This is a genomic window from Cupriavidus sp. Met-2 (genome assembly GCF_049843575.1).
In the GTDB taxonomy this organism is placed as follows: Bacteria; Pseudomonadota; Gammaproteobacteria; order Burkholderiales; family Burkholderiaceae; genus Cupriavidus; species Cupriavidus metallidurans.
Genome location: NZ_JBBHZL010000014.1, coordinates 43,518 through 70,110 on the forward strand (window position 1 = coordinate 43,518; position 26,593 = coordinate 70,110).

22 protein-coding genes are annotated in these 26,593 nt (G+C 66.2%); 16 read left to right on the plus strand and 6 right to left on the minus strand.

Going from position 1 to position 26,593, the window contains the following annotated elements:
• From kdpC to WD006_RS24730, 6 genes are all read left to right on the plus strand, one after another.
• Window positions 1-612, plus strand: coding sequence for a potassium-transporting ATPase subunit KdpC (kdpC, locus tag WD006_RS24705; RefSeq protein WP_011514967.1), 612 nt, complete (start codon window positions 1-3; stop codon window positions 610-612).
• A 205-nt stretch (window positions 613-817) separates the two neighbouring features.
• A complete protein-coding gene (locus WD006_RS24710; RefSeq protein WP_175582376.1) occupies window positions 818-3,664 on the plus strand; it encodes a sensor histidine kinase in 2,847 nt (948 codons plus the stop codon).
• A gap of 1 nt (window position 3,665) precedes the next feature.
• Complete coding sequence (gene kdpE, locus WD006_RS24715) at window positions 3,666-4,361, plus strand: two-component system response regulator KdpE (protein ID WP_011514969.1); 696 nt, start codon at window positions 3,666-3,668, stop codon at window positions 4,359-4,361.
• Between the two features lie 138 nt (window positions 4,362-4,499).
• On the plus strand, window positions 4,500-5,210 hold the full coding sequence (locus tag WD006_RS24720; protein WP_011514970.1) for a tetratricopeptide repeat protein: 711 nt from the start codon (window positions 4,500-4,502) through the stop codon (window positions 5,208-5,210).
• A gap of 77 nt (window positions 5,211-5,287) precedes the next feature.
• Entirely contained in the window at window positions 5,288-7,936 is a 2,649-nt protein-coding gene (locus tag WD006_RS24725; protein WP_011514971.1) for a circularly permuted type 2 ATP-grasp protein, read from the plus strand.
• Window positions 7,933-8,835: a transglutaminase family protein gene (locus tag WD006_RS24730; RefSeq protein WP_011514972.1), complete on the plus strand. Its 903-nt coding sequence runs from the start codon at window positions 7,933-7,935 to the stop codon at window positions 8,833-8,835. Before WD006_RS24725 ends, WD006_RS24730 begins: the two co-directional genes overlap by 4 nt.
• A 71-nt stretch (window positions 8,836-8,906) precedes the next feature.
• Here WD006_RS24730 and gatB read toward each other — a convergent pair whose 3' ends face one another.
• From gatB to gatC, 5 genes are read right to left on the minus strand one after another with little or no spacing between them, the layout of a single operon-like run.
• Window positions 8,907-10,403, minus strand: a complete 1,497-nt coding sequence (gene gatB / locus WD006_RS24735) for an Asp-tRNA(Asn)/Glu-tRNA(Gln) amidotransferase subunit GatB (protein WP_375199096.1) — start codon at window positions 10,401-10,403, stop codon at window positions 8,907-8,909.
• A 37-nt stretch (window positions 10,404-10,440) separates the two neighbouring features.
• Window positions 10,441-11,511: a dienelactone hydrolase family protein gene (locus WD006_RS24740; RefSeq protein WP_011514974.1), complete on the minus strand. Its 1,071-nt coding sequence runs from the start codon at window positions 11,509-11,511 to the stop codon at window positions 10,441-10,443.
• Window positions 11,512-11,544: 33 nt separating this feature from the next.
• The gene (locus WD006_RS24745) at window positions 11,545-12,018 is read right to left on the minus strand and encodes a hypothetical protein (RefSeq protein WP_011514975.1); all 474 of its coding nucleotides are present in this window, start codon (window positions 12,016-12,018) and stop codon (window positions 11,545-11,547) included.
• A 7-nt stretch (window positions 12,019-12,025) separates the two neighbouring features.
• Window positions 12,026-13,525: an Asp-tRNA(Asn)/Glu-tRNA(Gln) amidotransferase subunit GatA gene (gene gatA, locus WD006_RS24750; RefSeq protein WP_011514976.1), complete on the minus strand. Its 1,500-nt coding sequence runs from the start codon at window positions 13,523-13,525 to the stop codon at window positions 12,026-12,028.
• Between the two features lie 51 nt (window positions 13,526-13,576).
• A complete protein-coding gene (gene gatC, locus WD006_RS24755; RefSeq protein WP_008648047.1) occupies window positions 13,577-13,876 on the minus strand; it encodes an Asp-tRNA(Asn)/Glu-tRNA(Gln) amidotransferase subunit GatC in 300 nt (99 codons plus the stop codon).
• Between the two features lie 965 nt (window positions 13,877-14,841).
• Here gatC and WD006_RS24760 point away from each other — a divergent pair.
• From WD006_RS24760 to WD006_RS24790, 7 genes are all read left to right on the plus strand, one after another.
• Window positions 14,842-15,885, plus strand: coding sequence for a rod shape-determining protein (locus WD006_RS24760; protein ID WP_008648066.1), 1,044 nt, complete (start codon window positions 14,842-14,844; stop codon window positions 15,883-15,885).
• 142 nt (window positions 15,886-16,027) lie between these two features.
• A complete protein-coding gene (gene mreC, locus WD006_RS24765; protein ID WP_011514978.1) occupies window positions 16,028-17,038 on the plus strand; it encodes a rod shape-determining protein MreC in 1,011 nt (336 codons plus the stop codon).
• Complete coding sequence (mreD, locus tag WD006_RS24770; protein ID WP_008640831.1) at window positions 17,035-17,547, plus strand: rod shape-determining protein MreD; 513 nt, start codon at window positions 17,035-17,037, stop codon at window positions 17,545-17,547. Before mreC ends, mreD begins: the two co-directional genes overlap by 4 nt.
• A gap of 43 nt (window positions 17,548-17,590) precedes the next feature.
• Entirely contained in the window at window positions 17,591-19,972 is a 2,382-nt protein-coding gene (gene mrdA / locus WD006_RS24775; RefSeq protein ID WP_011514979.1) for a penicillin-binding protein 2, read from the plus strand.
• A 13-nt stretch (window positions 19,973-19,985) separates the two neighbouring features.
• On the plus strand, window positions 19,986-21,128 hold the full coding sequence (gene rodA / locus WD006_RS24780; RefSeq protein ID WP_011514980.1) for a rod shape-determining protein RodA: 1,143 nt from the start codon (window positions 19,986-19,988) through the stop codon (window positions 21,126-21,128).
• Window positions 21,129-21,180: 52 nt separating this feature from the next.
• Window positions 21,181-21,852, plus strand: a complete 672-nt coding sequence (locus WD006_RS24785) for a DUF484 family protein (RefSeq protein ID WP_011514981.1) — start codon at window positions 21,181-21,183, stop codon at window positions 21,850-21,852.
• Between the two features lie 19 nt (window positions 21,853-21,871).
• On the plus strand, window positions 21,872-22,981 hold the full coding sequence (locus tag WD006_RS24790) for a tyrosine recombinase XerC (RefSeq protein ID WP_011514982.1): 1,110 nt from the start codon (window positions 21,872-21,874) through the stop codon (window positions 22,979-22,981).
• On the opposite strand, the gene WD006_RS24795 is transcribed toward WD006_RS24790, so the two are convergent.
• A complete protein-coding gene (locus tag WD006_RS24795) occupies window positions 22,978-23,934 on the minus strand; it encodes a transcriptional regulator GcvA (RefSeq protein WP_029306792.1) in 957 nt (318 codons plus the stop codon). The two genes, WD006_RS24790 and WD006_RS24795, sit on opposite strands and share 4 nt — an antisense overlap.
• A 193-nt stretch (window positions 23,935-24,127) precedes the next feature.
• Here WD006_RS24795 and WD006_RS24800 point away from each other — a divergent pair, with 193 nt between their 5' ends.
• The 3 genes from WD006_RS24800 (at window position 24,128) to lipA (ending at window position 26,432) form a co-directional block, all read left to right on the plus strand.
• A complete protein-coding gene (locus WD006_RS24800; RefSeq protein WP_011514984.1) occupies window positions 24,128-24,496 on the plus strand; it encodes a DUF2917 domain-containing protein in 369 nt (122 codons plus the stop codon).
• A 138-nt stretch (window positions 24,497-24,634) separates the two neighbouring features.
• Complete coding sequence (gene lipB, locus WD006_RS24805) at window positions 24,635-25,363, plus strand: lipoyl(octanoyl) transferase LipB (RefSeq protein ID WP_029306791.1); 729 nt, start codon at window positions 24,635-24,637, stop codon at window positions 25,361-25,363.
• A 76-nt stretch (window positions 25,364-25,439) separates the two neighbouring features.
• Window positions 25,440-26,432, plus strand: a complete 993-nt coding sequence (gene lipA, locus WD006_RS24810; RefSeq protein WP_011514986.1) for a lipoyl synthase — start codon at window positions 25,440-25,442, stop codon at window positions 26,430-26,432.
• The last annotated feature ends 161 nt before the right edge of the window (window positions 26,433-26,593 follow it).

Sequence of the window (26,593 nt, forward strand, 5' to 3'; positions counted from 1 at the left end):
ATGACTACACAAAGCAATACCGTCGCGCAGGTGCCGCGTCAGACTGGGCTGCTGCGTCCGGCGCTGACTGTTTTCATCGTGCTGTCGGTGGTGACCGGCCTGCTCTATCCCGGCGTTGTCACCGGCATCGCGCGCGCGGTGTTTCCGCATCAGGCAGCAGGCTCGTTGATCGTCAAGGATGGCAAGACGGTCGGTTCCGAACTGATCGGCCAGCCGTTCTCGGACCCGAAGTACTTCTGGGGCCGCCTGTCGGCTACGGCGCCGATGTCTTACAACGCCACGGCATCAGGTGGCTCAAACCTGGGGCCGACCAATCCGGCGCTGACGGACGCCGCGAAAGCACGTATAGACGGGCTCAGGGAAGCGGATCCGGACAACAAGGCGCCGGTTCCGGTGGATCTGGTGACGGCCTCGGGCAGCGGTCTCGATCCGCATATCAGCCCGGCAGCGGCGCAGTACCAGGCGGCCCGCGTGGCGCGGCTGCGCGGTGTGTCATTGGAGAAGGTCGAGGCGCTGATCGCCGCCAATACCAAAGACCCTGGTCTGGCGGTGCTTGGCGAGCCGGCGGTCAATGTGCTTGCGCTGAACCTGGCGCTGGATGGGCTGAAATAGATCTGGTGGCCGTTGATACCTGGTTTGCCCTCCGTCTTCCCCTCGCCCTTGCCCTGCCCGTGCAGGCGGGAGCCGGGGGAACGCCGAAGGCCTGTGAAACGCTGATGGTTTGCCCCGCCCTCCCGTGTGTGGAGTTGGGGACAGACGCATGTACGCATGGCAATCGCCTGCGTGGCACAATCATCGCCACCAACCGCCGTTGCCGATGACCGATCCAGACGCCCGCCCGGACCCCGACGCCCTGCTGCAACGCATGCAGGCGGAGCGCGCGCGTGCCGCTCGCGGCAAACTGCGCGTGTACTTTGGCGCGTCGGCCGGCGTTGGCAAGACCTTTGCCATGCTGGGCGCCGCGCGTGCGTTGCGCGAGCAGGGCGTGGACGTGGTGGTCGGCGTGGTCGAGACACATGGCCGCGCCGAGACCGAGGCTCTGCTCGATGGACTCGAGCGCCTGCCGCTGCGCGAGGTTCCATATCGGGACCGCGTCCTGGCGGAGTTCGATCTCGACGGCGCGCTGGCCCGACGCCCCGCGCTGATTCTGGTGGATGAACTCGCGCATTCGAATGCCGCGGGCAGCCGGCATCCGAAACGCTGGCAGGACATTCAGGAACTACAGGCCACGGGCATCGACGTCTGGACCACGGTCAATGTGCAGCACCTGGACAGCCTCAATCAGGCCGTGGGTGGCATCACCGGTGTGCGCGTCTGGGAGACCGTGCCCGATGCGGTGTTCGACGGCGCCGACGAAGTGGTGCTGGTGGACCTGCCCGCCGATGAACTGCTGCGCCGGCTGCGCGAGGGCAAGGTCTACCTGCCCGATCAGGCGCGCCACGCCGCACGTAATTTCTTCCGCAAAGGCAACCTGATCGCGCTGCGCGAACTCGCGTTGCGGCGGACCGCCGATCGCGTCGACGACGATGTGCGCGCGTATCGACATGCCGAATCGATCGATCTGGTCTGGCGCACGCGGGAAGCCCTGGTGGCGTGCATCGGCGCCGGCGACGATGCCGAGCAGGTGGTGCGCAGCGCGCAGCGTCTGGCGGGCCAGCTCGATTGCGACTGGCATGTGGTGACGATCGCCACGCCCCAGTTGATGCCGCCATCCAACGAGGTCCGCGCGCGCATGCGCGCCGCCATGCAATTGGCAGAGGAACTGGGGGCCCGCACGGAGACGCTCGCCGGCAACGACATGGTCAAGGCGGTGGCAGGCTACGTGCGACGCCACAACCTGACCAAGGTGCTGCTTGGCCGTGCCCCCGCCGACTGGTATGCGCGAGGGAACTGGATCGACAAGGGGCGTGCCTTGCTGGCCCGTGCGCTGTCGCCGTTGCTTGGTGTCGGTAACCGGCTGTTCGGCCGGCAGATGTTCGCCGATGCGCTGGCGGCGGGTTGCCCGGAGATCGACGTGATCAGGGTGGCGGCCGACTCCACACGGGCGGACCTGCGTCCGCGAGTCCAGGAGGGGCTATCCACCGAGGCGCACGATGCGGAGGCCGAAGCCGAGTTGGCCCGCGTGCGCCGTCATAACTATGGCTGGGCCGTGGTCTGGTGCATGGCGGCGACGTTCCTGTCGACGTTGACCAGACCCTGGTTCGACCTGGTCAATATCGCGATGCTGTTCCTGGTTGCCGTGGTAGGCGTGGCGTTGCGTCATGGCCGGGGACCGGCGGCATTGGCATCGGTGATTTCGGTGGCGGCGTTCGACTTTTTCTTCGTGCCGCCGAGAATGTCGTTCGCCGTCAGCGACGTGCAGTACCTGTTGACGTTCTTCGTGCTGCTGACGGTTGGTCTGGTGATCGGCCAGCTTACGGCGGGACTACGCGAGCAGGCTCAGGTGTCCGTGCGGCGCGAAACCGATGCGCGCACGCTCTATGAGCTGGCGCGCGAGTTGTCCGCTGCGCTGACGGCGCAGCAGATCGTCGAGATCGGCGGTCGCTTCCTGCGTGCCGCCTTTGACGCGGATGGCACTTTTTTCCTCGTCGCAGAGAACGGACGGCTCATGCCGATGGCCGGCGGAGAAAAGACACCGGAGCCGCGGACAGGCAAAGGCGATGCCATCGACAAGGTGTTGGCGCAATGGGTGTTCGATCACGGTCAGCCTGCCGGCACGGGCACGCACACGCTACCCGGCAGCACGGTGCTGTATCTGCCGCTGAAGGCGCCGATGCAGACGCGCGGCGTGCTGGCCGTGGAGCCGCGCGCGTGGCGGGCGCTGGCGGACCCGGCGTTGCGTCGTCAGGCCGATGTCTTTGCCACGCTGATCGCGATCGCGATCGAGCGTATCCATTACGTCGACGTGGCGCAGCGCGCGCTGGTGTCGATCGAGTCGGAACGGCTGCGCAGTTCGCTGCTGGCCGCGGTGTCGCATGATCTGCGTACGCCGCTGACCGGGCTGATCGGCATGGCCGAAACGCTGCAGCGCGCGGAGATGCCGCTGCCGGCCAGCGTCGCGGAGACAGTCGAGGCAATGCGCGTTCAGGCACAACGGATGCGCACGATGGTCGTCAACCTGCTCGACATGGCGCGCCTGCAGCATCACGACCTGGCGCTCAAGCGTGGCTGGCAATCGCTTGAGGAACTGATTGGCGCGGCGCTGGCGTCGATGCGCGACGTGCTCGGTCGGCACCATGTGGAAGTGATGAATCTTGTGGAGCTGCCGCTGGTGGAGTGCGACGATGTGCTGATGGAGCGTGTGCTGTGCAACCTGCTGGAGAACGCGGCGAAGTACACGCCGGCAGGCACCGCCATCCGCATCCGCGGCGCGGTGGTGGGCGACGAGGTGCAACTGTCAGTGGAAGACGAAGGCCCGGGCGTGCAGTCGGGCCAGGAGCGCTACATCTTCGAGAAATTCACGCGTGGCGAGCGCGAATCGGCCACCTCCGGCGTCGGGCTCGGCCTGGCGGTCTGCGAGGCGATCATGCAGGCCCATGGTGGTCGCATCTGGGTGGAGGCCGCCCACCCACATGGTTCGCGATTCACGCTGGCGCTGCCGCGCGGCAATCCACCGGCTATCGAGCCAGAGTCGCTGGACGAACCCATTCCGGATCATCACTGACATGCCTTTTGATTATTCGCCGACCGTGTTGCTGGTCGAGGACGAACCCCACATCCGCCGCTTCGTGCGTGAATCGCTGCAGTCCGAGGGCTGCACGGTGCACGAGGCCGATACGCTCAAGCGCGGCCTGATTGACGCCGGCACGCGCCAGCCGGATGTGGTGATCCTGGACCTTGGCCTGCCTGATGGCGATGGCATGACACTGATCCGCGAGATGCGCACCTGGACCGAGGTGCCTGTGCTGGTGCTATCGGCACGCACTGGCGAAGCCGACAAGATCGCCGCGCTCGATGCGGGCGCGGACGACTACCTGACCAAGCCGTTCGGCGTCGGTGAACTGGTGGCGCGCGTGCGCGTGCTGCTGCGCCGGCACGCCAAGGCGAATCCACAAGGCACGCCCCAGATCACGTTCGGCGACGTGCGCGTGGACCTGGCCAACCGGCTCGTCACGCGCGGCGAAGATCAGGTGCATCTGACGCCGATCGAATACCGCCTGCTGGCCGTGCTGATCGCCAATCGTGGCAAGGTCATGACGCACCGGGAACTGCTGCGCGAGGTCTGGGGCCCCTCGCACTCGGAGAGCAGCCACTACCTGCGGGTCTATATGGGCCACCTGCGCCACAAGCTCGAGGTCGATCCGGCCCAGCCCGCGCATCTGCTGACAGAGGTGGGCGTCGGATACCGGTTCGCCGGCTGAGCCAGATTATAAGAATGACGAATAATAACGAAGAATAATTTGAGTCGATAATCTGTTATCGACATATAAGTTCCCACGGATCGCCCACTACACTGAATCAAACACCCCCAGACGCGCCTAGCCGGATCGGAGCCAGCCATGTCGCAACTTGCCGCCCCTACGATCCGCCAGTCCGTCGTTGCACTGGCGCTGGCCTGCGCCCTGTCCGGCTTGAGTGCTTACGCGGCCACCGAGCGACCGCAACCGGCACAGGAACAGACCCAGGCGGCGGTGGCCGCCTACGAGGCTGGCAATTTCGAGGTGGCGATCCAGGGCTTTGCAGCGGCCGCGCAGAAGGGCAACCGGCTGGCCCAGTTCGACTACGCGATGATGTTGCTGCGTGGCGAAGGCACGCCGGCGAAGCCGCAGGAGGCGCTGGTCTGGCTGCGCCGCGCGGCGGACAACCAGATGACCCACGCGCAGTTCACATTCGGCGATCTGTACGAACGCGGTGACGTGGTGCCGAAGTCGCTGCCCGAGGCCAACCGCTGGTATGAACTCGCGGCGCAGGGGGGACATGTGCAGGCGCAGGTGGCGCTCGCCACCAATTACTTCACCGGCCGGGGCGTGCCCCTCGACTACGGTCGCGCGTTCCACTGGTACAGCAAGGCCGCCGCAGCCGGCGACGAAGGCGCGCAGTACATCGTCGCCAGCTATTACGAGCGCGGGTATCCGGGGGTGGTGGATCGCGATATCGAACAGGCCAAGCTCTGGTACGCCCGTGCCGCCGCGCATGGCGATCCGGGCGCGCTGGCCAAGCTGCGTTCGCTGCAGGACGAGGGGGCGCAGCCCGCGAAGGGCCCAATGTGAGCGCTATGCGCGACGCGAGCGCCGATCCTGTCATACTCGCAGCGCATTGCGCCGATGCATCCCGGAGACCGTAGCCCTTGCCCTCGCAGTCGTCACTGCCTCTTGAAGGACCCGATGCGCCTGCCCTGATGGCTGGCCAACTGGCGCTGCCCGTGCCGGATGGCCACCTCGACGAGTTGCGCCTGCCAGATGGCGCGTTGCGCGAATGCTGGGCACGCTTCTTCTCGGTACTCGGCGATCCACCGCCAGACGTACTGAATGCCCACGCGTCTGCCGTGGCGCGGCAGATTCGCCAGAACGGCGTCACGTACAACATCCGTGCCGACCAGGGCGATGGCGCGCGCGCGTGGCAACTCGAAGTGTTTCCGCTTCTGGTGCCGGAGCAGGACTGGGCCACTATCGAAGCGGGCGTGGCGCAGCGCGCGACGTTGGCCAACGCGATCATGGCCGACATCTACGGCCCACAGCTGCTGCTCAAGCGCGGCCTGCTGCCACCGGGGCTCGTCTACGGGCATCCCGGCTACATGCGGCCACTAAAGGGATACCGGCCGCCGGGTGGCAGCTACCTGCAGACCGTGGCAGTCGACCTCGTCCATACCGCGAGCGGCTGGACCGTGATTGCGCATCGGACGGAGACGCCGTCCGGCATGGGCTATGCGCTCGAAAATCGCCTGATCGTCTCGGGCCAGTTCGCCGAGGCGTTCCGCGAGATGCGTGTGCGGCGGCTCCCGCAGGCGTTCGCCCAGTTGATCTCCACACTCGCGCTGGCGCCGCTGACGCCGCTGACGCCGCTGGGGGGCGAGCCCGGCAGCCCGAGACCCTTGCAGGCGGGGCGGCAGATCGTGCTGCTATCGCCGGGGCCATACAACGAGACGTTCTTCGAGCACACGTTCCTGGCGCGCTATCTCGGCATCACCCTGGTCGAAGGCAAGGACCTGACCGTGCGCAATGACGTGGTCTATCTGAAGACGTTCGGCGGTCTGGAGCGCGTGGACGTGATCCTGCGTCGCCTCGACGATGTGTTCTGCGACCCCCTCGAACTGCGCGGCGATTCGATGATCGGCGTGCCGGGCCTGCTCGAAGCGATGCGTGCGGGCAATGTGATGGTGTCGAACGTGCCGGGCTCTGGCTTTCTCGAGTCGCCCGCGATCCACGGTTTCCTGCCCGGCGTGGCGCAGGCGTTGCTCGGCGAACCGCTGGTCCTGCCGGCGGTGTCGAGCTGGTGGTGCGGCGAGGCGCCGGCGTGGCAGGAGGCACTGGGTCTGCTTGACGAAGCGTTCGTGATGCCCACCTATCCGCGCACGCCTGCAGACGCGCCGCTTGGCATGGAGCAGGGGCTGCAGACGCTGGCGGACTGGCGCGCGCGCATCGACGCGTCGCCCGATCGCTATACCGTGCAGGCGCCGCTGCCGCTCTCGCATATGCCGTGCTGGGAACCCGACGGCCATGGCGGCGGCCGCATTGGCTCGCGCCCGGCCATGCTGCGGGTTTATGCGATTGCCGATGGCAATGGCGGCTGGCAGGTGATGCCGGGCGGATTCACGCGTCTGGCCCCGCCGCATCGCGAGGCGGTATCGATGCAGATCGGCGGTACCAGTGCCGACACGTGGGTGTTGTCGAGCCAGCCGACGCACGCGGTGCCGCTGACCTCGGCGCGCGCCGGTTTGGCGGCGATGAGCGCGACGGCAGGATCGGCGCTTGCCCGGCAGCTGACGGTGTCGAGCCGCGCGGCCGAGAACCTGTACTGGGCGGGCCGCTACGCCGAGCGCGCCGAGAACCTTGTGCGTCTGTGCCGGCAAATCCTTGGTTCGATCGAATCGAACGACGAAACCGACGACGGCACGCTGACGATGATCGGTGACCTGGCAACGTGGTTCGGGCTGGTGCCGCCGCAGACGCCATCGCCGCGAGCATCGTTGAGAGCGTTCGAACATGCCCTCGTTTCCACGCTGGCCAACCCTGACGCGGACTCCGGGCTGGGCCCGACGCTCGCCAGCCATGCCGGCGCCGCCAACGAGATCCGCAACCGGCTCTCGAACGATCACTGGCGCACGATCTTGGCCGCGCGTAATGACTTTCGCGATGCGATGCAGGCAGCCTGCCCAGATGGTCCATCGGCGGGGGAGGGCACTTACGATCGCTCGAAGGTGCTGGCAGCGCTCGAGCACCTGTCGATGCAGCTTGGCGCGATCAGCGGCGCGCAGGGCGACCGCATGGCGCGCGACGTGGCGTGGCGGCTGGTATTCATCGGCCGCCATATTGAACGGCTCGGCACGCTGGCGCTGTTCCTGGAAGTGGCCGAGCGCAGCGGCGCGCTGTACTCGCGCAGTGGTGTGGACCTGCTGCTGCATCTGTTCGACAGCACGTTGTCGTTCCGATCGCTGTTTCCCGGCCGCGCCGATGTACCTGCGCTGGTCGATCTGCTCGTGCTCGATCCGACCAATCCGCGCGGCATCTATGGTGTGCTGGATCGCTTGCGCGCCAAGCTCGTGCAACTGCCCACCGGCGCCACGGGGCAGACGCGTGTGCCGCTGGCGGAGATGCTGCCGCCAGCCAGCGCGCTACCTTCGCGCACGCTGCTGTGCGCGAGCAATCGGCAGGGGCGTCAGACCACGCTCGGGGCGCTGTGTGATCAGCTTGGCGCGCGCATGGCAAAGTTGTCCGAAGAGATCGGCGGCCGCTACTTCAGTCATGCCGGCGTGACAATCGAAACCGAACTGCCATGAGCGACATCGGCACGACCACGCTCAGCGTGCACCACACCACCACCTACCACTACGCATGGCCGGTAGAGCTTGCGCAGCAGCGTGCCGTGGTGACGCCACCGTCCTGCGCGTGGCAGACCGTCGGGGCCCATTCGATCGAGGTGGACCCCGCCCCGTCCCACCAGCACATGCGCACCGACGGGTTCGGCAACAACGTGCTGCATTTCATGCTCGACGTGCCGCACGAGACGATGTGGCTGACGGCTACCAGCACCGTCACACTGAAGCCGCGCTGGCAGGCGCTCGATATCGCCCGCAGTCCGCGCTGGGAAGACGCAGCGGAGCGGCTACGCTATCGCGCAGGCCAGCCCTTTCATCCCGAGACGGAGTTTGTGTATGCGTCGCCCAACGTCGCATTGCATGACAGCCTGCGCAACTACGCGCTCCTTAGCTTCGCGCCTGGCGTGACGGTCGCGGCTGGCGCCATCGATCTGATGCATCGTATTCACGCCGACTTCGACTATCACAGCGAGATCACGGAGGTGCATACGCCGGCGCTGGAAGCGTTCGCGCTGCGCAGCGGCGTCTGCCAGGACTTCGCACAGGTGATGATCGGCTGTCTGCGCTCGATTGGCCTGCCGGCACGCTACGTCAGCGGTTACCTGTGCACCGATCCACCGCCAGGCGAGCCGAGGTTGCTGGGCGCCGATGCCTCACATGCGTGGGCCGGCGTCTGGTGCCCGGAGAACGGCTGGATCGATCTCGATCCCACCAATGCAATGCTGGCCGACACGCGACACGTGACGCTGGCCATCGCACGCGACTATAGCGATGTGCCGCTGCTGCATGGCGTGATCGTGGGGGGCGGGGAGCATACGGTGGGGGTGGAGGTCAGCGTGGTGCCGGTGATGTCGGCATAGCGAACGCCAGGCGCAAAAAAACCGGCCACGCTTGATGCATGGCCGGCTTCTTCACTTCCGGAGCGCCGATATCAGCCCAGCTTCTTCTTCAGCAGTTCATTGACCTGCGCCGGGTTAGCCTTGCCCTTGGTGGCCTTCATGGCCTGGCCGACCAGTGCGTTGAACGCCTTCTCCTTGCCAGCGCGGAATTCCTCGACTGACTTGGCGTTGGCGGCCAGCACGTCGTCGATGATCTTCTCCAGCTCGCCAGTGTCGGACATCTGCTTCAGGCCCTTGGCCGCGATGATCGCGTCGGCGTCGCCGTCGGACTCGCCAGCCCACATCGCCGGGAACACGTCCTTCTTGGCGGTGTTGTTCGACACCGTGCCGTCCGTAATGCGTGCCAGCAGCTTAGCCAGTTGCGCCGGGCGCACGGGCGCTTCGTCGATCGAGATGCCTTCGCGGTTCAGTTGCGACGCGATCTCGCCCATCACCCAGTTCGCCGCCGGCTTGGCGCTGGCTGCGCCAACGTTGGTCACGACGGCCTCGTAGTACGCCGCCAGCGCCTTCGTCGCCGTGATGGTGCTTGCGTCGTACGCCGACAGGCCGTACTGGGACACGAAACGGGCCTGCATCGTGGCCGGCAATTCGGGCAGTTCGCTCTTCACGCGCTCGACCCACGCCGCGTCGATCTCCAGCGGCATCAGGTCCGGATCGGGGAAGTAGCGGTAGTCGTGCGCGTCTTCCTTGGTGCGCATCGCGCGTGTCTCGCCGGTGTCCGGGTCGAACAGCACGGTGGCCTGCACGATCTCGCGGCCATCCTCGATCTCGGCGATCTGCCACTGCACCTCGTAGTCGATGGCCTGTTGCAGGAAGCGGAACGAGTTCAGGTTCTTGATCTCGCGGCGTGTGCCGAATTTTTCCTGGCCCACCGGACGCACGGACACATTGGCGTCGCAGCGGAAGCTGCCTTCCTGCATGTTGCCGTCGCAGATGCCAAGCCACACCACCAGCGAATGCAGGGCCTTGGCATAGGCCACGGCCTCGGCCGAGCTGCGCATGTCGGGCTCGGTCACGATTTCTAGCAGCGGCGTGCCCGCGCGGTTCAGGTCGATGCCGGTCATGCCCGCGAAGTCCTCGTGCAGCGACTTGCCGGCGTCCTCCTCAAGGTGGGCGCGCGTCAGGTTGACGGTCTTCTCGTACACGCCCTGCTTGCCTTCCACCTGAATCGTGATCTGGCCGCCTTGCACGACGGGGATCTCGTACTGGCTGATCTGGTAGCCCTTCGGCAGGTCAGGATAGAAGTAGTTCTTGCGCGCGAAGATGCTGCGTGGCGCAATCGTCGCGCCAATGGACAGGCCGAACTGGATGGCGCGCTCCACGGCGCCGCGGTTCAGTACGGGCAGCACGCCCGGCAGCGCCAGGTCCACGGGCGAGGCCTGCGTATTGGGCTCGGCTCCGAACGCGGTGGAGGTGCCGGAGAAAATCTTGGAGGCCGTGGAGAGCTGCGTGTGCGTCTCCAGGCCGATCACCACTTCCCATTGCATGGCGGTTGTTCCTTCGTAAGCCTGATTTGAGTCTTTCTGTATCTGTGTTCGGTGCTCGTCGAGCCGGGTCCCGGTTGTATCAGGGATCCGGGCTCGCAAGCCATGAATCGAGCTGTCCCAGCGCTGCCACGCGGGCCACGGCATCGCCGCCCACCGTGACGCCGCCGTTGCGCCGCGCTGCGATCACATCGCGCCGCACATGCAGTTCGCTCGTGCCGTCGAAGCCATGGTACGCGCCCGGATAGATCTCCAGCCGGAAGCGCGCCCCCGGCTGCCGCGACTGCACGGCGTTCTGCAGCATCGCGCAGCGCGTGGCGGGCGTCCAGTCGTCCGCGCCGCCGATCAGCAGCAGCAGCGGCGAGCGCAGCCGGAAGTTGTGCTGTTGCACCGCGCGCTTGCATCCCGGATAGAACGCCACCGCACGGTCCACCGTGGGCGTGCCGCCGGGCCAGGGCCGGCTGGCGTCGATCGTGGCCAGCACGGCTTGCGCACCGTTGGACCAGCCCAGCAGCACGATGCGGCGGGCATCGATGCCAGGTTGCCGGGATACCCATCGCATTGCGGCCAGTGCGTCGCTGCGGCGTGTCCGGTCGTCGATCGCACGCGATTCGAGGGCGTCGCCGCAAGTGCCCTGGGCCCTGCCGCGCACGCTGTAGCTGTCCGGCATCAGCACCGCATAGCCGCGCTCGGCAAGCCAGTGCGCGTACTCGCGGTAGCGGCTCTGCAGCGCGCCGGCCGGATCGATGACTTCCTCGATCGTGCCCGCGCGTTTCGCGGCCACGCGCATGTCGATCAGACCATTGCAACCGTGCAGTGCCACTACCACGGGCAGTGGCTGCGAACGCGGCAGGCCACCATCGCGGGGTGTGAACCAGTATCCGGTCAGCTCCGGCGAGCCGCCATCGCCGGGAATGCGCACCCGCTGGGCCGCTGGTTCCATGGCCGCCGCTGCCGGTGTCATGGGTGCGCTGGCGGAAGCGGCCGGCGCCGCCGACGGTACTGCCGATGACACAGCAGGCTGCGCGGGCGCGGCCTGCAGGAGCGCCATGCCGATGGCCACCGCCGCCACGCTCGCGCGCAGCCAGTGCCCCGCCATGGTCGGAACCAGCGGCGTGGGGGTCAGCGTGGAAAGGTGCGGTCGGCGCCTCATGATCGGTCGATGGACGGTGTCGCTTCGTGCGTGTTAGCGCGTGCGGGCGCAGTCGCCCGAACCCGGTTCGAACATCACCGGCCATGCCTGCTCATAGATGCCCGGCGTGCAGTGCGCCTGGCAATTCGCGTGCGCCAGCGTGATGCGGCGCGGGTCCTGCCAGACCATCAGCTCGCAGGCGCTGCCGTCGTTGGCGCGCAGTTCGATATGCGGCGTTTTCTTGACCTGACGGAAGTCGGCCAGATTGAAGCTGCACGAGCCGCGCTTGCCCACCCAGAGCTTCCACTGGAGCTGCTGCACGGTGTTGTTGGCCACGCGCAACTGCGCGTCCTCGCGGAAGCCATCCTCCTCGGTGCGGCGGCAATCGCCAACGAGGTCGATATCGCGCGCGGCGATCGGCGTCGAGCGGCCGCCGAACGGCAGCGGAATGCAGCCGGCCAGCGTCGCCAGCAGGGCCATGGCCGCAGCGGCGCGCATGCTGACGATGGGCAGGGGGCGTGTTTGCATGGCGTTGTCAGGCCGGGCGGCGCAGGTGCCAGTCGGTGGCCTGCTGGAACGCATGGGCCGTCTGCAACAATTGCGCTTCGTCGAAATAGTTGCCGATAAGCTGCAGGCCAACAGGCATGTTGCCTTCGCCAAAGCCGCACGGCACGCTCATGCCGGGCAGGCCCGCCAGGCTGGTGGACAGCGTGAAGATGTCCGCCAGGTACATCTGGACCGGATCGGCAGTCTTCTCGCCGAGCTTCCATGCCACCGTGGGCGCCACCGGACCCATGATCACGTCGCACTGGGTGAACGCGCGCTGGAAGTCGTCGGCGATGATGCGGCGGATCTTCTGCGCCTGCAGGTAGTAGGCGTCGTAGTAGCCGTGCGACAGCACGTACGTGCCCACCATGATCCGGCGCTTGACCTCGGGGCCGAAGCCTTCGGCGCGGCTCTTCTTGTACATGTCGAGCAGGTCGCCATACTGCGCGGCGCGATGGCCGTAGCGCACGCCATCAAAGCGGGACAGGTTCGACGATGCCTCGGCCGGCGCGATGATGTAGTAGACGGGGATCGACAGTTCGGTCTTCGGCAGGGTCACGTCGACCAGCGTCGCGCCCAGCTTCTCATACTCGGCCAGCGCGGCGCGCAAGGCCTGTTCGACGTCGGCCGAGAGGCCTTTGCCGAAATACTCGCGCGGCAGGCCGATGCGCAGGCCGGCCAGCGGCTGGCTGGCGGTGGCGCCGGCGCGGGGCTGGCCCAGCAGGCGCGTGAAGTCCTCGGTGACGCCGCCCAGTTCCGGGGTCAGGCTGGTCGAATCCTTCGGGTCGAAACCGGCCATGCCATTAAGCAGCAGCGCGCAGTCCTCTGCTGAATGGGCCATCGGGCCGCCCTGGTCCAGCGACGACGCGAACGCAATCATGCCGTACCGCGACACGCGGCCATACGTCGGCTTGATGCCGGTGATGCCCGAGAACGAGGCCGGCTGGCGAATCGAGCCACCGGTGTCCGTGCCGGTGGCCGCAGGTGCAAGGCCGGCGGCCACGGCGGCGGCGGAACCGCCCGAGGAGCCACCCGGCACGCGGCTGGTGTCCCACGGGTTGCTCACCGGGCCGAAGAACGAGTTCTCGTTCGACGAGCCCATCGCGAACTCGTCCATGTTGGTCTTGCCCAGCGTGACCATGCCGGCGGCGGCCAGGCGTTCGACCACGGTGGCGTCGAACGGGCTTTCGTAGTTGGCCAGCATCTTCGAGCCGGCGGTGGACTTCCAGCCGCGCGTCACGAAGACGTCCTTGTGGGCGATGGGCACGCCGGTCAGCGGCGTGGCCTGGCCCTGGGCGCGGCGCTCGTCGGCGGCGCGGGCCTGGGCCAGGGTCAGTTCGGGGTCGACGGCAACGAACGCATTGAGGGCGCGGCCGGCCTCGATGCGGGCCAGGTACTCGCGGGCGAGTTCCTCGGCGGAAACGGAGCGCGCCGCCAGGGCATCGGCGATCTGGCGCAGGGAAGTCACGGAATCAGCTGAAAAGGGCATGTCGATGATGGCGTCTGGGTGGTGGGCAACGTGGTATCGGAGACCGCGTTGTCACTCGATGACCTTCGGCACCAGGTAGAGGCCGTTTTCGGTAGCTGGCGCGGGGCGCTGGTAATCGGCGCGGCGGTCGGATTCCGTGACGGCGTCCTCGCGCAGGCGCTGGGCGATGTCGCGCACGGCGGACAGCGGGTGCGCCAGCGGCTCGATGCCGGTGGTGTCCACCGCCTGCATCTGCTCCACGAGCGAGAAGAAATTGTTCAGTTGCGCAAGCGTTTGCTCGGCCTCGGCATCGCTAGTTTCGATGCGGGCCAGATGCGCGATGCGCTTGACGTCGGAGAGTGCGAGAGCCATGGCGTGATGCGGCGCGTGCGCCGGGTTCGGTCCGTTGGACTGGAAGTATCTTGGCCGGATTCGGGGGTGCCGGCCATCTGGGGGCCGGAAGGGCGCTTCGGGTGGCACGGCGGCGGGGTGGCCAGGGCGTGCCGGACTGGTGCGCCCGGGGAGGCGCCCCAGGATCGTCGAAGTTACAAGTTTTTCCGGGGCCAAACGCCCCGAAACAGCGAGAATTATAAGGTATGATTATGCGTTGCAGATTCCCCGCAACGCGCGCTCCACTTCGGATGGGCAGGGATGCCCGATGGTGACGCCGTCGGCACAGTCCGGACGGTTTTCGCGGTCGACCAGAACGGCCCCGGGACCCGGAACGGACCAGTTCCGAGCGTCGGCCGTCGCAGCCGTGCAACACTGGCGGCGCATGATAGCCGTCGGCGCCATACAAAAGGGGGACGCACTATCCGGTACGGCGTGGAAGTCCGGCGCGTATTGGACACGGGGTTGCGCGGTGACCATCCTGCGATATGCAGAGGGAAATCATCGCATTTTCAGTCGTAACAATCAGGTTCCTCCGATTAGGCTACTGCCACACGTCAGGTGTATTTGACCTGTCCGGCGCATCTGGCGGCGAACTTTCGCGCAGAGTCTAATCAAAGGTTCCCGTAAGGGGTGCTAACAAAGCGAAGCCTGGTGGGTCTGGCCGGGCGCGGCGAAGGCGTTTGTCCGTCACCGCGCTGCCAGAATTGCCAGAGTCGTTTTGTTAGCACCTCTCGGTTCGGCGCGTGCAGGTCTGCGCCGGTTGCGGAGCGCCGTGGGCTGCCGATCCGGCGTGTCAGCGGCATCGGCCCGCGCCAGCATGACTGGCGCGGGCCGCACGCACCGGGGAGCCGTGAACCATCACCCTTGCAAACGATTCGTGGCCGGGCCGCAGGCGGCGCCGGCCGCTTCGCATACCCGCGAAACAACAGAAGACAGGATTCCTGATGTTCGGATTTCTCCGCAGCTATTTCTCCAACGACCTGGCCATCGACCTGGGCACCGCCAACACCCTGATTTACATGCGCGACAAGGGCATCGTCCTGGACGAACCGTCGGTCGTGGCTATCCGTCAGGAAGGTGGCCCCAACGCCAAGAAGACGATTACCGCGGTGGGCAAGGAAGCCAAGCAGATGCTGGGCAAGGTCCCGGGCAACATCGAGGCCATCCGCCCGATGAAGGACGGCGTCATTGCCGACTTCACCGTGACCGAGCAGATGCTCAAGCAGTTCATCAAGATGGTGCACGACTCGAAGCTGCTGCGTCCGAGCCCGCGCATCATCATCTGCGTGCCGTGCGGTTCCACCCAGGTGGAACGCCGCGCCATCCGTGAATCGGCCCTGGGCGCCGGCGCCAGCCAGGTGTACCTGATCGAGGAGCCGATGTCGGCGGCGATCGGCGCGGGCTTGCCCGTGTCGGAGCCGTCGGGCTCGATGGTCGTCGATATCGGCGGCGGTACCACCGAGGTGGGCATCATCTCGCTGGGCGGCATGGTCTACAAGGGTTCGGTGCGCGTGGGCGGCGACAAGTTCGACGAGGCGATCGTCAACTACATCCGCCGCAACTACGGCATGCTGATCGGCGAGCAGACCGCCGAAGCGATCAAGAAGGAAATCGGCTCGGCCTTCCCGGGTTCGGAAGTCCGCGAAATGGAAGTCAAGGGCCGTAACCTGTCCGAAGGCATTCCGCGCGCGTTCACGGTGTCGTCGAACGAAATCCTCGAAGCGCTGACCGATCCGCTGAACCAGATCGTGTCGGCCGTGAAGATCGCGCTGGAACAGACCCCGCCGGAACTGGGCGCCGACATCGCCGAGCGCGGCATGATGCTGACCGGCGGCGGCGCGCTGCTGCGTGATCTGGACCGTCTGCTGGCCGAGGAAACCGGCCTGCCGGTGCTGGTGGCCGAAGACCCGCTGACCTGCGTGGTACGCGGCTCCGGCATGGCGCTGGAGCGTATGGACAAGCTCGGCAGCATCTTCTCGTACGAGTAATGCAACCGGACCCGGCAACGTGGTGAGTCGCGTCGCCGGGCCCTCCCCCATCTTGAACGTTTTCTCCGCCAGCCCGACCCGCCCCGTCCCGCAAGGGACGGGGCGTCGCGCTGGCGGATTGGCATCGCCTGCGCACGGGTAAATGGATTACTCTCCACCGCCGCTCTTCAAGCAAGGCACGTCCGCCGTTGCGCGTCTGGTTATCTTCGTGACGATCGCGCTGGTGCTGCTGATCGTCGACGCGCGCTTTGACGCCATGCGCAACGTGCGCCAGGTGGCTGCCACCGTGCTGATGCCGGTGGAGCGTCTGGTGCTGGTACCGCGCGACGCCATCCGTGGCGTCTTCGACTACGCCCAGTCTTCCGTCGAACTGGCCAACGAGAACCGCGAGCTGCGGCGTGCGGCGCTCGAGCAGGCCAATGCCTCGGTTCGCCAGGCCCAGCTCGAATCCGAGAACAACCAGCTTCGCAAGCTGCTGAACCTGACGCAGCAATCGACCACGCCGGTGACCCCGGCGGAAATCCTCTACGACGCCCGGGACCCCTACAGCCAGCGTATCGTGATCGATCGCGGCAGCATGCAGGGCCTGCGCGCCGGCTATCCGGTCATCGACGAGCGCGGCGTGATCGGCCAGGTGACGCGCGTTTCCCCGTTCCAGTCGGAAGTGACGTTGCTGACCGACAAGGACCAGGCGATCCCGGTCCAGGTGGTGCGCAACGGTCTGCGCAGCGTGGCCTTTGGCGGCTCACGCGCCGGTCTGCTGGACCTGCGCTTCATGGCGGCATCGGCCGATCTGCAGCAGGGCGACCTGCTGGTGACGTCGGGCCTCGATGGCACCTATCCGCCGGGCCTGCCGGTGGCGAAGATTGTCCAGATCGAACGCAAAGCCGATACGGCGTTCTCCCGCGTGTATTGCGAGCCCGTGGCCGGTGTGCGTTCGCACCGCCAGTTGCTAGTGGTGCGCTATGAGTCGGGCCTTGCCCCGCGCCCGCCGGAGGCAGCCACGTCGCAGAAGGCCGAGCGCGGCTCGCGGTCGGCGGCGGCACGCGCTGGCGCCGAGCAGAAGGCAGACAAGGCGGCCACGTCGGCCGACAAGCCCGCGGACACGCCCACGGCCGCGCCGGCGCAGAAACCCTCGGAGCCCGCACGGTGACGACATCCCAATACCTGCTGCGCCCGGTCAATCCCGCGTTCATCGCGCTGACCTTCGTGCTGGCCTTCCTGATCAACCTGATGCCCTGGGGCGAGACGCTCTGGATTCCGGACGTCGTGGCGCTGGTGCTGGTGTTCTGGAACATCCACCAGCCACGCAAGGTTGGCATGGGCGTGGCGTTCCTGCTGGGTTTGCTGATGGACGTGCATGACGCTCGCCTGCTTGGCGAACATGCGCTTGCCTACACGCTGTTGGCCTACTTCGCGATCACGATCCATCGCCGGGTACTGTGGTTTTCGGTCTACGCGCAGGCGCTGCACGTGCTGCCGTTGTTGTTCATCGCGCACGCGGTGCCGGTGGTTATCCGCCTGGCCATGGGCGCGCCGCTGCCCGGCTGGCAATTGCTGCTGGCCCCGGTGATCGAGGCGGTGCTGTGGCCGATGGCCACCAGCCTGCTGCTGGCGCCGCAACGCAGATCGAACGAAGTCGATGAGACGCGTCCGATCTAGTCCCAATCCCTGACGCGCTCACCACGCCGCCCGCAGTACCGCCATGACCGAAATTCGCAACGTCGAACTGGAAATCGGCCGCTTCCGCATCCGCGTGGCGGCCGCCGCCCTGTTCACGGTCGTCTGCTTTGGCCTGCTGTTCTCCCGCTTTCTGTGGCTGCAGTGGTACAAGCACGACCAGTACTCGGCCAAGGCCGAGGACAACCGCATCTCCGTGGCGCCGATCGAGCCTAACCGCGGCATCATCATGGACCGCAACGGCGTGGTGCTGGCGCGCAACTACTCCGCGTACACGCTTGAAATCACGCCGTCCAAGCTGACCGACACGCTCGACAACACGATCGAGGAGCTGGCCACGCTCGTCGATATCCAACCGCGCGACCGTCGCCGCTTCAAGCGGCTGCTGGAGGAATCGCGCAGCTTCGAAAGCCTGCCGATACGCAGCCAGCTCACCGACGAGGAGGTAGCCCGGTTTTCGGCGCAGCGCTTCCGCTTTCCGGGCGTCGACGTGCGCGCGCGGTTGTTCCGCCAGTATCCGCTGGGCGAAGCGGCCAGCCACGTGGTCGGCTACCTGGGTCGCATCTCGCAGCGTGACCAGGAGCGGATCGAGGCCATGGACGAGGCCAACGACGCCGCCGATGGCGACAAGTACGATCCGCGCAAGGACGCCGACAACTACAAGGGCTCCAACTACATCGGCAAGATCGGGCTGGAACAGAGCTACGAGACCGAGCTGCACGGCCTGACGGGCTTCGAGGAGGTGGAGGTCAGCGCAGGTGGGCGGCCGATTCGCACCCTGTCCACGTCGCCGGCCACGCCGGGCAACAACCTGATCCTGTCGCTCGACATCCGCCTGCAGCAACTGGCCGAGCAGCTGTTCGGCGATCGCCGTGGAGCGCTGGTGGCGATCGAGCCCGAAACGGGCGACATCCTGGCCTTCGTGTCCAAGCCGACCTTCGATCCGAACCTGTTCGTCGAAGGCATCGACTCCAAGACCTGGGACGAACTGAACAACTCACCCGACAAGCCGCTGCTGAACCGACCGTTGCGCGGCACCTATCCGCCTGGCTCGACGTACAAGCCGTTCATGGCGCTGGCTGCGCTGACCACGGGCAAGCGCACTGCCGCCTGGGGGATGCACGATCCAGGGTTCTTCACGCTTGGCAACCACACGTTCCGCGACGACAAGCCCGGCGGCCACGGCTGGGTGGACATGCAGGCGTCGATCGTGCAGTCGTGCGACACCTATTACTACATGCTGGCGCGTGACATGGGCGTCAACGCGATCCACGATTTCATGAAGCCGCTCGGCTTCGGCCAGATCACCGGCATCGATATCGAGGGCGAAAACCGCGGCATCCTGCCATCCACGGACTGGAAGCGAAAGGCGTACCGCCGCCCCGAGCAGCAGAAGTGGTATGACGGCGAAACCATTTCGCTGGGCATCGGGCAGGGCTACAACAGCTTCACGATCCTGCAGTTGGCCAACGCGGTGTCGATCCTGGTCAACAACGGCGTGGCGATGAAGCCCCACCTGGTCAAGGCCGTGGAGGATTCGGTCTCGCGCAAGCGCACGCTGACCGTGCCCAAGGAAAGCTATCGCATCCCGCTCAAGCAGGGCGATATCGACGTGATCAAGCGTTCGATGGTTGCCGTGACGCACTCCGGTACCGCTGCACGGGTGTTCGCCGGCGCTGCCTACGAGTCGGCCGGCAAGACCGGTACGGCGCAGACCTACACGCTGGGCAAGAACGAGAAGTACAACCACCATGCGCTGGACGAGCGCAAGCGCGACCACTCGCTCTACACCGCGTTCGCCCCGGCCGATCATCCGAAGATCGCGCTGGCGCTGATCGTCGAGAACGCGGGTTTTGGCGCCGCCGTGGCCGCGCCGATCGCGCGCAAGGTGATGGACTACTACCTGCTGGGCAAGTGGCCGGAGGAACTGGCCGCGACGGCCCCGCCGCCCGCGGAGCGCGAGCGCGCTGGCGGCAAGCCGCCTGTCGACACGCCGAGCGTGTTCACGACTGGCCAGACCGCCAATGCCGCCAGTGCCACGGTGATGCAGACAGCACCGGCCGCCGCGTCGGATGCCACGACGGGCGCTGCAAATGCCGCAGGCGCGAGCGCGGCGGGGGCTTCCGCATCGGTGCCGGCGGCACGGTCGGCATCCGACACGATTGCCGGCCAGCTCGACCCGGATGCCATCGCCCCGGCCTCGGCCGAAGTGACGCTCGATGCGCGGATGCTGCAGGCGCTTGGCCACAGCAAGCCAGCGCCGACGCCACCCGCCACGCCGTCGCGCGCAACGCCCGCCTCGGCCCCGGCACCCGCCAAGCCGAAGACGCAGCCCGCCCGGCCAAAGCCCGCCAATGTCGCGGGCCCGGCCTCGGGCTCGTCGGCCCGCAACAACGTTTCAGAGTAATAAGGAGACGCGCATGGACCGACGCCGCGTCGTATCGATCATCAAGTCTGCCCTGACCGGCTTCGACAAGCCGCTGGCCTTGATCGTCTTTCTGCTGTTCGCCACCGGCATCGTTGCGCTGTACTCGGCCGCGATCGACATGCCGGGCCGGGTCGAGGACCAGCTGCGCAATATCCTGCTGTCGTACGTGGTGATGCTGGTGATCGCCTACATGCCGACCCAGCTGTTGATGCGGATTGCCGTGCCGCTCTACACCGTGGGGGTAGCGCTGCTGATTGCCGTGGCGATGTTCGGCCTGATCCGCAAGGGCGCGCGGCGCTGGCTGAACGTGGGGATGGTGATTCAGCCCTCCGAGATCATGAAGATCGCGATGCCACTGATGCTGGCGTGGTACTTCCAGAAACGCGAGGGGGTGATCAAATGGTTCGACTTCGTCGTGGCACTGATCATGCTCGGTATTCCGGTCGGCCTGATCGCCAAGCAGCCTGACCTGGGCACTGCGTTGCTGGTGCTGGCCGCCGGCATCTACGTGATCTACTTCGCGGGCTTGACGTGGAAGATCATCCTGCCGATTCTCGGTGCGGGCGTGGTCGTGATCACGCTGATCGTGACTTACCAGAACCAGATCTGTGCGCCGGGCGTGAACTGGCCGATCCTGCACGACTACCAGCAGCACCGTGTCTGCACGCTGCTCGACCCGACCACTGATCCGCTCGGCAAGGGCTTTCACACGATCCAGTCGATCATCGCGATTGGCTCGGGCGGGGTGACCGGCAAGGGCTGGCTCAAGGGCACACAGACGCACCTCGAATTCATCCCCGAGAAGCACACCGACTTCATCTTCGCCGTGTTCTCCGAGGAGTTCGGGCTGATCGGTAATGCGGTGCTACTGGTCCTGTACCTGCTGCTGATCTTCCGCGGGCTCTATATTGCGGCGAACGCGCCAACGCTGTTCTCGCGTCTGCTGGCCGGCTCCATCACGCTGATCTTCTTCACCTACGCCTTCGTGAACATGGGCATGGTGAGCGGGATCCTGCCGGTGGTGGGCGTGCCGCTGCCGCTGATGAGCTACGGGGGAACCGCGCTGGTGACGCTGGGAATGGGCATCGGCATTCTGATGAGCATTTCCAGGCAGAAAAGGTTGATACAAACGTAGTGGATGGCGTCTTTGCTACACTGCCATCCAAAATTTGTTCCGGTGGAAGCCCATGAACGCTCAAGACGTTGCCGCTTACCTGCAGAGCCATCCGCAGTTTTTCGAAGATCACGCCGAACTGCTGGCGACGGTGCAACTGACCAGCCCGCACAGCCATCGGGCGGTGTCGCTGCAGGAGCGCCAGATGGAAATCCTGCGCGAGAAGAACAAGGGTCTGGAACTCAAGCTGGCCGATCTCGTCCGGCACGGCCACGAGAACGATCGCACGCAGCAGCGTATGCATGACTGGCAGATGCGCCTGCTGGCCGAGGCCGATTCCCACGCGCTGCCCTATGCGGTGCGCGACGGCCTGCAGCAGGTGTTCGACGTGCCCGCCGTGGGGCTGCGCCTGTGGAGCGTCGGTGAGACCTATGCCCACATGGAAGTGGCGCAGGGTGCCAGCGATGACCTGCGCCTGTTCGCCGAAGGCCTGCGCGCGCCGTTCTGCGGCGCGAACGCCGGTTTCGAGGCCGCTCAGTTGCTGGAGCGCGACGACGTCGCGTCGCTGGCGATGGTGGCGCTGCGCGTGCCGGCCAAGCCCGACGAGGACGGCCCGGGCGCGGCGTTCGGCCTGCTGGTGCTGGGCTCGCCCGACGCGCGCCGCTTCCATGAGGGTATGGGCACTGCCTATCTGGCCCAGATCGGCGAAGTCGCCGGCGCGGCGCTGAATCGCCTGCGCGACTAAGCGGGGCAAACACTCCTCCATGCGCACGCGCCAGCCGGCACGCAACAGGGCCCATGCGGTCGATGAGGCTGATGAGGCGTCGGCCGAGAAGCCGGCCCCAGACCCGCTGGTGGTGCGCTATCTCGACTGGCTGGCGACGAGCCGAAAGCTCGCCGCGCACACGCTGACCAGCTACGGGCACGATCTGTCCGTGTTGCAGTCGCAAGCCATTCGCCTGGCGCCCGGCGTGGCGTTGCTGGCGCTGGAGACCCGTCACATTCGTTCGTTTGCGGCGCGGCTGCATGGCAATGGCCTGTCGGCCCGCACCATCGCACGCACGCTGTCGGCGTGGCGCGGCTTCTATCTCTGGGCGGCGCGGCATGGTCACGGCGTACAGTCCAATCCCGTCGACGGCGTGCGCGCGCCCAAGCGTGGCAGGCCGCTGCCCAAGGCGCTCTCGGTCGAACATGCGGTGGCGCTGGTCGCCCATCGCCAGGACGACACCAACGAATCGCTACGTGATCAGGCTGTCTTTGAGCTGTTCTATTCGAGCGGCCTGCGGCTGTCAGAGCTGATCCAGCTAGACGTCCGCTATACGGAGGACGGCGACTATCGCTCGTCCGGCTGGCTCGATCTCGATGGCGCCGAAGTGACCGTGCTCGGCAAGGGTTCGCGCCGGCGCACCGTGCCGGTGGGCAGCAAGGCGATCCAGGCGCTGAAAGCCTGGATTCATGTGCGCGAGATGATGCTGCGGCCCGGCGCGCTGCCCGAGGATGCCCACGCGCTGTTTCTTGGCACGCGCGGCCGGCGGTTGCCGATCAGCACGGTGCAGCAGCGCATCAAACGCCAGGCGCTGGCCGCGGGCGTGCCCAGCGATGTCCATCCGCACATGCTGCGCCACTCGTTCGCCACGCATATGCTGCAGTCGTCCGGTGACCTGCGGGCGGTGCAGGAAATGCTGGGCCACGCCAGCATCTCCACCACGCAGATCTACACTTCGCTCGATTTCCAGCACCTGGCCAAGGTCTACGATCAGGCCCACCCGCGCGCCGGTCGGGCAAGCAAGTCGCCGAAGGCATCCAGCGTGAAACCCAGCAAGCCGGACGAATCGGACGAGTTGGCCGAGCCGGACGATTCAGGCGAAGACTAGTTCCACTGCGAGAGGATGTTGCGGAATCGCTCCATCTCGGGCAGCAGCCAGTGCCGGAAGGCCTGGACTTTGGGTGTCTCCAGACTGGCGTGCGTGCAGACGAAGTGGAGCAGCCACGGGCATGGAATGCTGACGTCGAACAATCGCACCACCCGGCCGGACAGCAGGTCGTTGTAGGCCAGCGACGAGCGGATCAGCGCCACGCCCTGTCCTTCGGCCGCAGCCTGCAGCAGCAGCGACGAATCCTGCAGCAGCAGGCCCTTGGTCGGCTCGGGCCAGTCGAGCCCGGCCGCTTCGAACCACGGTTTCCACGGATCGCCTTCACCCCGCAGCAACGGCATGCCGGCCATGTGGGCCGGCTGCTCGGGCAGGCGGCCACCGTTGTAGTTCGGGCTGCAGACGGGGAAGAACACATCGTCGAGCAGCCTCTCCACGTAGAGGCCCGGGTAGTGGCCGGTGCCCATGCGCAGCGCGATATCGACCTCCTCGCTGGCGAAGTCGACGAGCGAGTTCGACGACAGCAGTTCGACGTCCAGTTCCGGATGCTGCTCGATGAAGCTGCCGATGCGGGGCGTCAGCCAGCGCGCGGCAAAGGACGGCATGGTGCTGATGGTCAGGCGCTTGTCGCGATTGCCGGCCTGCAGCACGCGCGTGGCGTCGGCGATCTGCAACAGCGCGTCACGCACGCGCTCGGCATAGAGACGTCCGTTGGTGGTCAGCATCACGCGCTTGCCCCTGCGCTCGAACAGTTGCTGCCCCAGTTCCTCTTCCAGCGCGCGGATCTGGTGGCTGACCGCGCCGTGCGTGACGAACAATTCGGTGGCGGCCCGCGAAAAGCTCTCGTGGCGAGCCGCGGCTTCGAAGGTGCGCAGCGCGGCCAGCGCGGGCAAGCGCGGAAACTCGCGCTTCCAGCTACGCGGTTCGTCGGGATTCCAGGCTCCGCTCCAGACCATGGTGCTCTCGGCTATGTGAGGTTGGCTAACAAGACACAAGAATATATATCGTTTTGATAGTGGCAGGGCAATCACTAGAATTCACTTCACCGGAGACCGCTGGACACAATGAATAACTGGCCCGGTCCAAATGCCAAGCCAGTTTCTGAACCCCCGCCAAGACAGCTGGAATCCGGACTCACGGAGAGTCATCATGAAAGCCCTGCTCACAACGACCGTCTTCACCCTCGCCCCCGGGGAAGTCACCGCGCTGTCGCTGCACGCGGCACAGCGTCTGTTCGTGGAAGATGCAAAAGGCATGGATGTATGGGTGACCCGCGAAAACGACTCGGAGGATTACTGGCTGCGCTGTGGTTCGAGCCTGATGCTCCGGCGCGGCGATGAGATCGTGCTCAGCGTGGACCCGCGTGCCGCCGGCACGGTACGGTTGGCGCTGATCGCCGAAGCGCGCCGTCCGGCGCTGACGCTGGCCGATGTGCCGCATATTGCATATCGCGCTGTGAGGCGGCTGGTTCGAGGCACGGAGTGGACGCCCGCGGAAGACAAGATCACCGCCTCCTGATGCTGATGGTGCGGTGCCGGAGCGGCGGCTCAGACTTGTCTGGCCGCCGCGCGACGAACCCTGAACACCAGCATGACGAAGCAAATCGGGCCGGCCCGCGCTCTGCGTAGGCCGGCCCTTTTCGTTACACTCCTGCCCATGCATCCGATTCACGTCATCGACCGGGGCCGCCAGCCGTATCAGCCCTGTTTCGACGCCATGCGGGACTTCACCGCCACCCGCACGCCCGAGACGCCCGACCAGATCTGGCTGGTCGAGCATCCGCCGGTCTACACGCTTGGCCAGGCCGGCGACCCCGCGCATCTGCTCGCCCCCGACGACACGATTCCGGTCGTGCAGATCGATCGTGGCGGCCAGATCACATACCACGGACCGGGACAGGTCGTGGCCTACCTGCTGCTCGATTTGCGCCGGCGTCACCTGATGGTGCGCGAGCTCGTGCACGACATCGAGCAGGCGGTACTGGACACGCTCGCGGCGTATAATCTCGCAGCCGAACGCAAGGCCGGCGCCCCGGGTATCTACCTGTCCGACGGTAAGCACCAGGGTGCCAAGATCGCCGCGCTTGGTCTCAAGATCCGCAACGGTTGCAGCTATCACGGCGTCAGCCTCAACGTGCAGATGGACCTGTCGCCGTTCCTGCGCATCAATCCCTGCGGCTATGCCGGACTGGAAACGGTCGACATGGCTACCGCGGGCGCCGCCTTCACGGCGGCGGACGATGCCGGCGGCGCGGTGCATCGGCCCGTCACCGCGACACAACAACCCGAGATCGCACAACGCCTGGCGGCGGCCCTGTGCGAGGTACTGGCGGCACGCGAAGCGCGTGCCCCGGTGCCGGGACAAGCCGCTGCCGAGGCCGCCTGAGCATGGCTAGCCCGGCCCGAATCACAGCCTATATTTACAGCCTACATTGCACGCTGACGCGCGTGCGGAGAACAGTATGAGCGACGCCCCGATCGCCACGTCCAGCGAAGTCACGCAATCCCCTGCCGACTACGATCCGACCAAGAAGCAGAAGTCGGCCGAGAAGACCGCTCGCATCCCTATCAAGATCGTGCCGGCGGAAAAGCTCAAGAAGCCGGACTGGATTCGCGTCAAGGCTGCCACTGGCAATTCGCGCTTCTATGAGATCAAGGACATCCTGCGCGCCAACAATCTCGTGACCGTGTGCGAGGAAGCCAGCTGCCCGAACATCGGTGAATGCTTCGGCAAGGGCACCGCCACGTTCATGATCATGGGTGACAAGTGCACGCGTCGCTGCCCGTTCTGCGACGTGGGCCACGGCCGCCCGGACCCGCTCGACGTGAACGAGCCCGGCAACCTGGCGCGCACGATCGCCCAGCTCAAGCTCAACTACGTGGTGATCACCAGCGTCGACCGCGACGACCTGCGTGACGGTGGCGCCCAGCACTACGTCGACTGCATCTCGCAAACGCGCGAGCTGTCGCCGAACACGCGTATCGAAGTGCTGGTGCCGGACTTCCGCGGCCGCCTGGACCGCGCGCTGGACATCCTGCAGGCATGCCCGCCCGACGTGATGAACCACAACATGGAAACCGTGCCGCGCCTGTACAAGCAGGCCCGCCCCGGCGCTGATTACGCGCATTCGCTGAAGCTGCTGCAGGATTTCAAGCGCCGCAATCCCAATGTGCCGACCAAGTCGGGCCTGATGGTGGGCCTGGGCGAAACTGACGAGGAAATCCTCGACGTCATGCGCGACATGCGCGCCCACGACATCGACATGCTGACGATCGGCCAGTACCTGGCGCCGTCGAACCACCACCTGCCGGTTACGCGCTACGTCCACCCGGACACCTTCAAGATGTTCGAAGAAGAGGCGTACAAGATGGGCTTCACCCACGCCGCTGTCGGCGCGATGGTCCGCAGCTCGTATCACGCTGATCAGCAGGCGCATCAGGCGGGGTTTGCCTGATCGATCGACGTTTTCTTGCGCGTCACGAAAAGCGGCCGGATTTCCCGGCCGCTTTTTTTTGGCCCGTACGTAGCCACACCCTTTCAGCAGCCTTTCCATTGAGGTGGTGCAAGCACCTCTTTTGCATCTTCTTGGCGTGTTCTTGTCGCTAACGGTGCATA

Bases quoted from the DNA above. Each gene is read 5' to 3' on its own strand.
- mrdA (WP_011514979.1), top strand. From the start codon at position 17,591: ATGACCGAAATTCGCAACGTCGAACTGGAAATCGGCCGCTTCCGCATC.
- rodA (WP_011514980.1), top strand. From the start codon at position 19,986: ATGGACCGACGCCGCGTCGTATCGATCATCAAGTCTGCCCTGACCGGC.
- WD006_RS24795 (WP_029306792.1), bottom strand. From the start codon at position 23,934: ATGGTCTGGAGCGGAGCCTGGAATCCCGACGAACCGCGTAGCTGGAAG.
- kdpC (WP_011514967.1), top strand. From the start codon at position 1: ATGACTACACAAAGCAATACCGTCGCGCAGGTGCCGCGTCAGACTGGG.
- WD006_RS24740 (WP_011514974.1), bottom strand. From the start codon at position 11,511: ATGAGGCGCCGACCGCACCTTTCCACGCTGACCCCCACGCCGCTGGTT.
- WD006_RS24790 (WP_011514982.1), top strand. From the start codon at position 21,872: ATGCGCACGCGCCAGCCGGCACGCAACAGGGCCCATGCGGTCGATGAG.
- WD006_RS24710 (WP_175582376.1), top strand. From the start codon at position 818: ATGACCGATCCAGACGCCCGCCCGGACCCCGACGCCCTGCTGCAACGC.
- WD006_RS24785 (WP_011514981.1), top strand. From the start codon at position 21,181: ATGAACGCTCAAGACGTTGCCGCTTACCTGCAGAGCCATCCGCAGTTT.
- WD006_RS24800 (WP_011514984.1), top strand. From the start codon at position 24,128: ATGAAAGCCCTGCTCACAACGACCGTCTTCACCCTCGCCCCCGGGGAA.
- mreC (WP_011514978.1), top strand. From the start codon at position 16,028: ATGGATTACTCTCCACCGCCGCTCTTCAAGCAAGGCACGTCCGCCGTT.
- WD006_RS24720 (WP_011514970.1), top strand. From the start codon at position 4,500: ATGTCGCAACTTGCCGCCCCTACGATCCGCCAGTCCGTCGTTGCACTG.
- WD006_RS24730 (WP_011514972.1), top strand. From the start codon at position 7,933: ATGAGCGACATCGGCACGACCACGCTCAGCGTGCACCACACCACCACC.
- gatA (WP_011514976.1), bottom strand. From the start codon at position 13,525: ATGCCCTTTTCAGCTGATTCCGTGACTTCCCTGCGCCAGATCGCCGAT.
- WD006_RS24760 (WP_008648066.1), top strand. From the start codon at position 14,842: ATGTTCGGATTTCTCCGCAGCTATTTCTCCAACGACCTGGCCATCGAC.
- WD006_RS24745 (WP_011514975.1), bottom strand. From the start codon at position 12,018: ATGCAAACACGCCCCCTGCCCATCGTCAGCATGCGCGCCGCTGCGGCC.
- kdpE (WP_011514969.1), top strand. From the start codon at position 3,666: ATGCCTTTTGATTATTCGCCGACCGTGTTGCTGGTCGAGGACGAACCC.
- lipB (WP_029306791.1), top strand. From the start codon at position 24,635: ATGCATCCGATTCACGTCATCGACCGGGGCCGCCAGCCGTATCAGCCC.
- gatC (WP_008648047.1), bottom strand. From the start codon at position 13,876: ATGGCTCTCGCACTCTCCGACGTCAAGCGCATCGCGCATCTGGCCCGC.
- lipA (WP_011514986.1), top strand. From the start codon at position 25,440: ATGAGCGACGCCCCGATCGCCACGTCCAGCGAAGTCACGCAATCCCCT.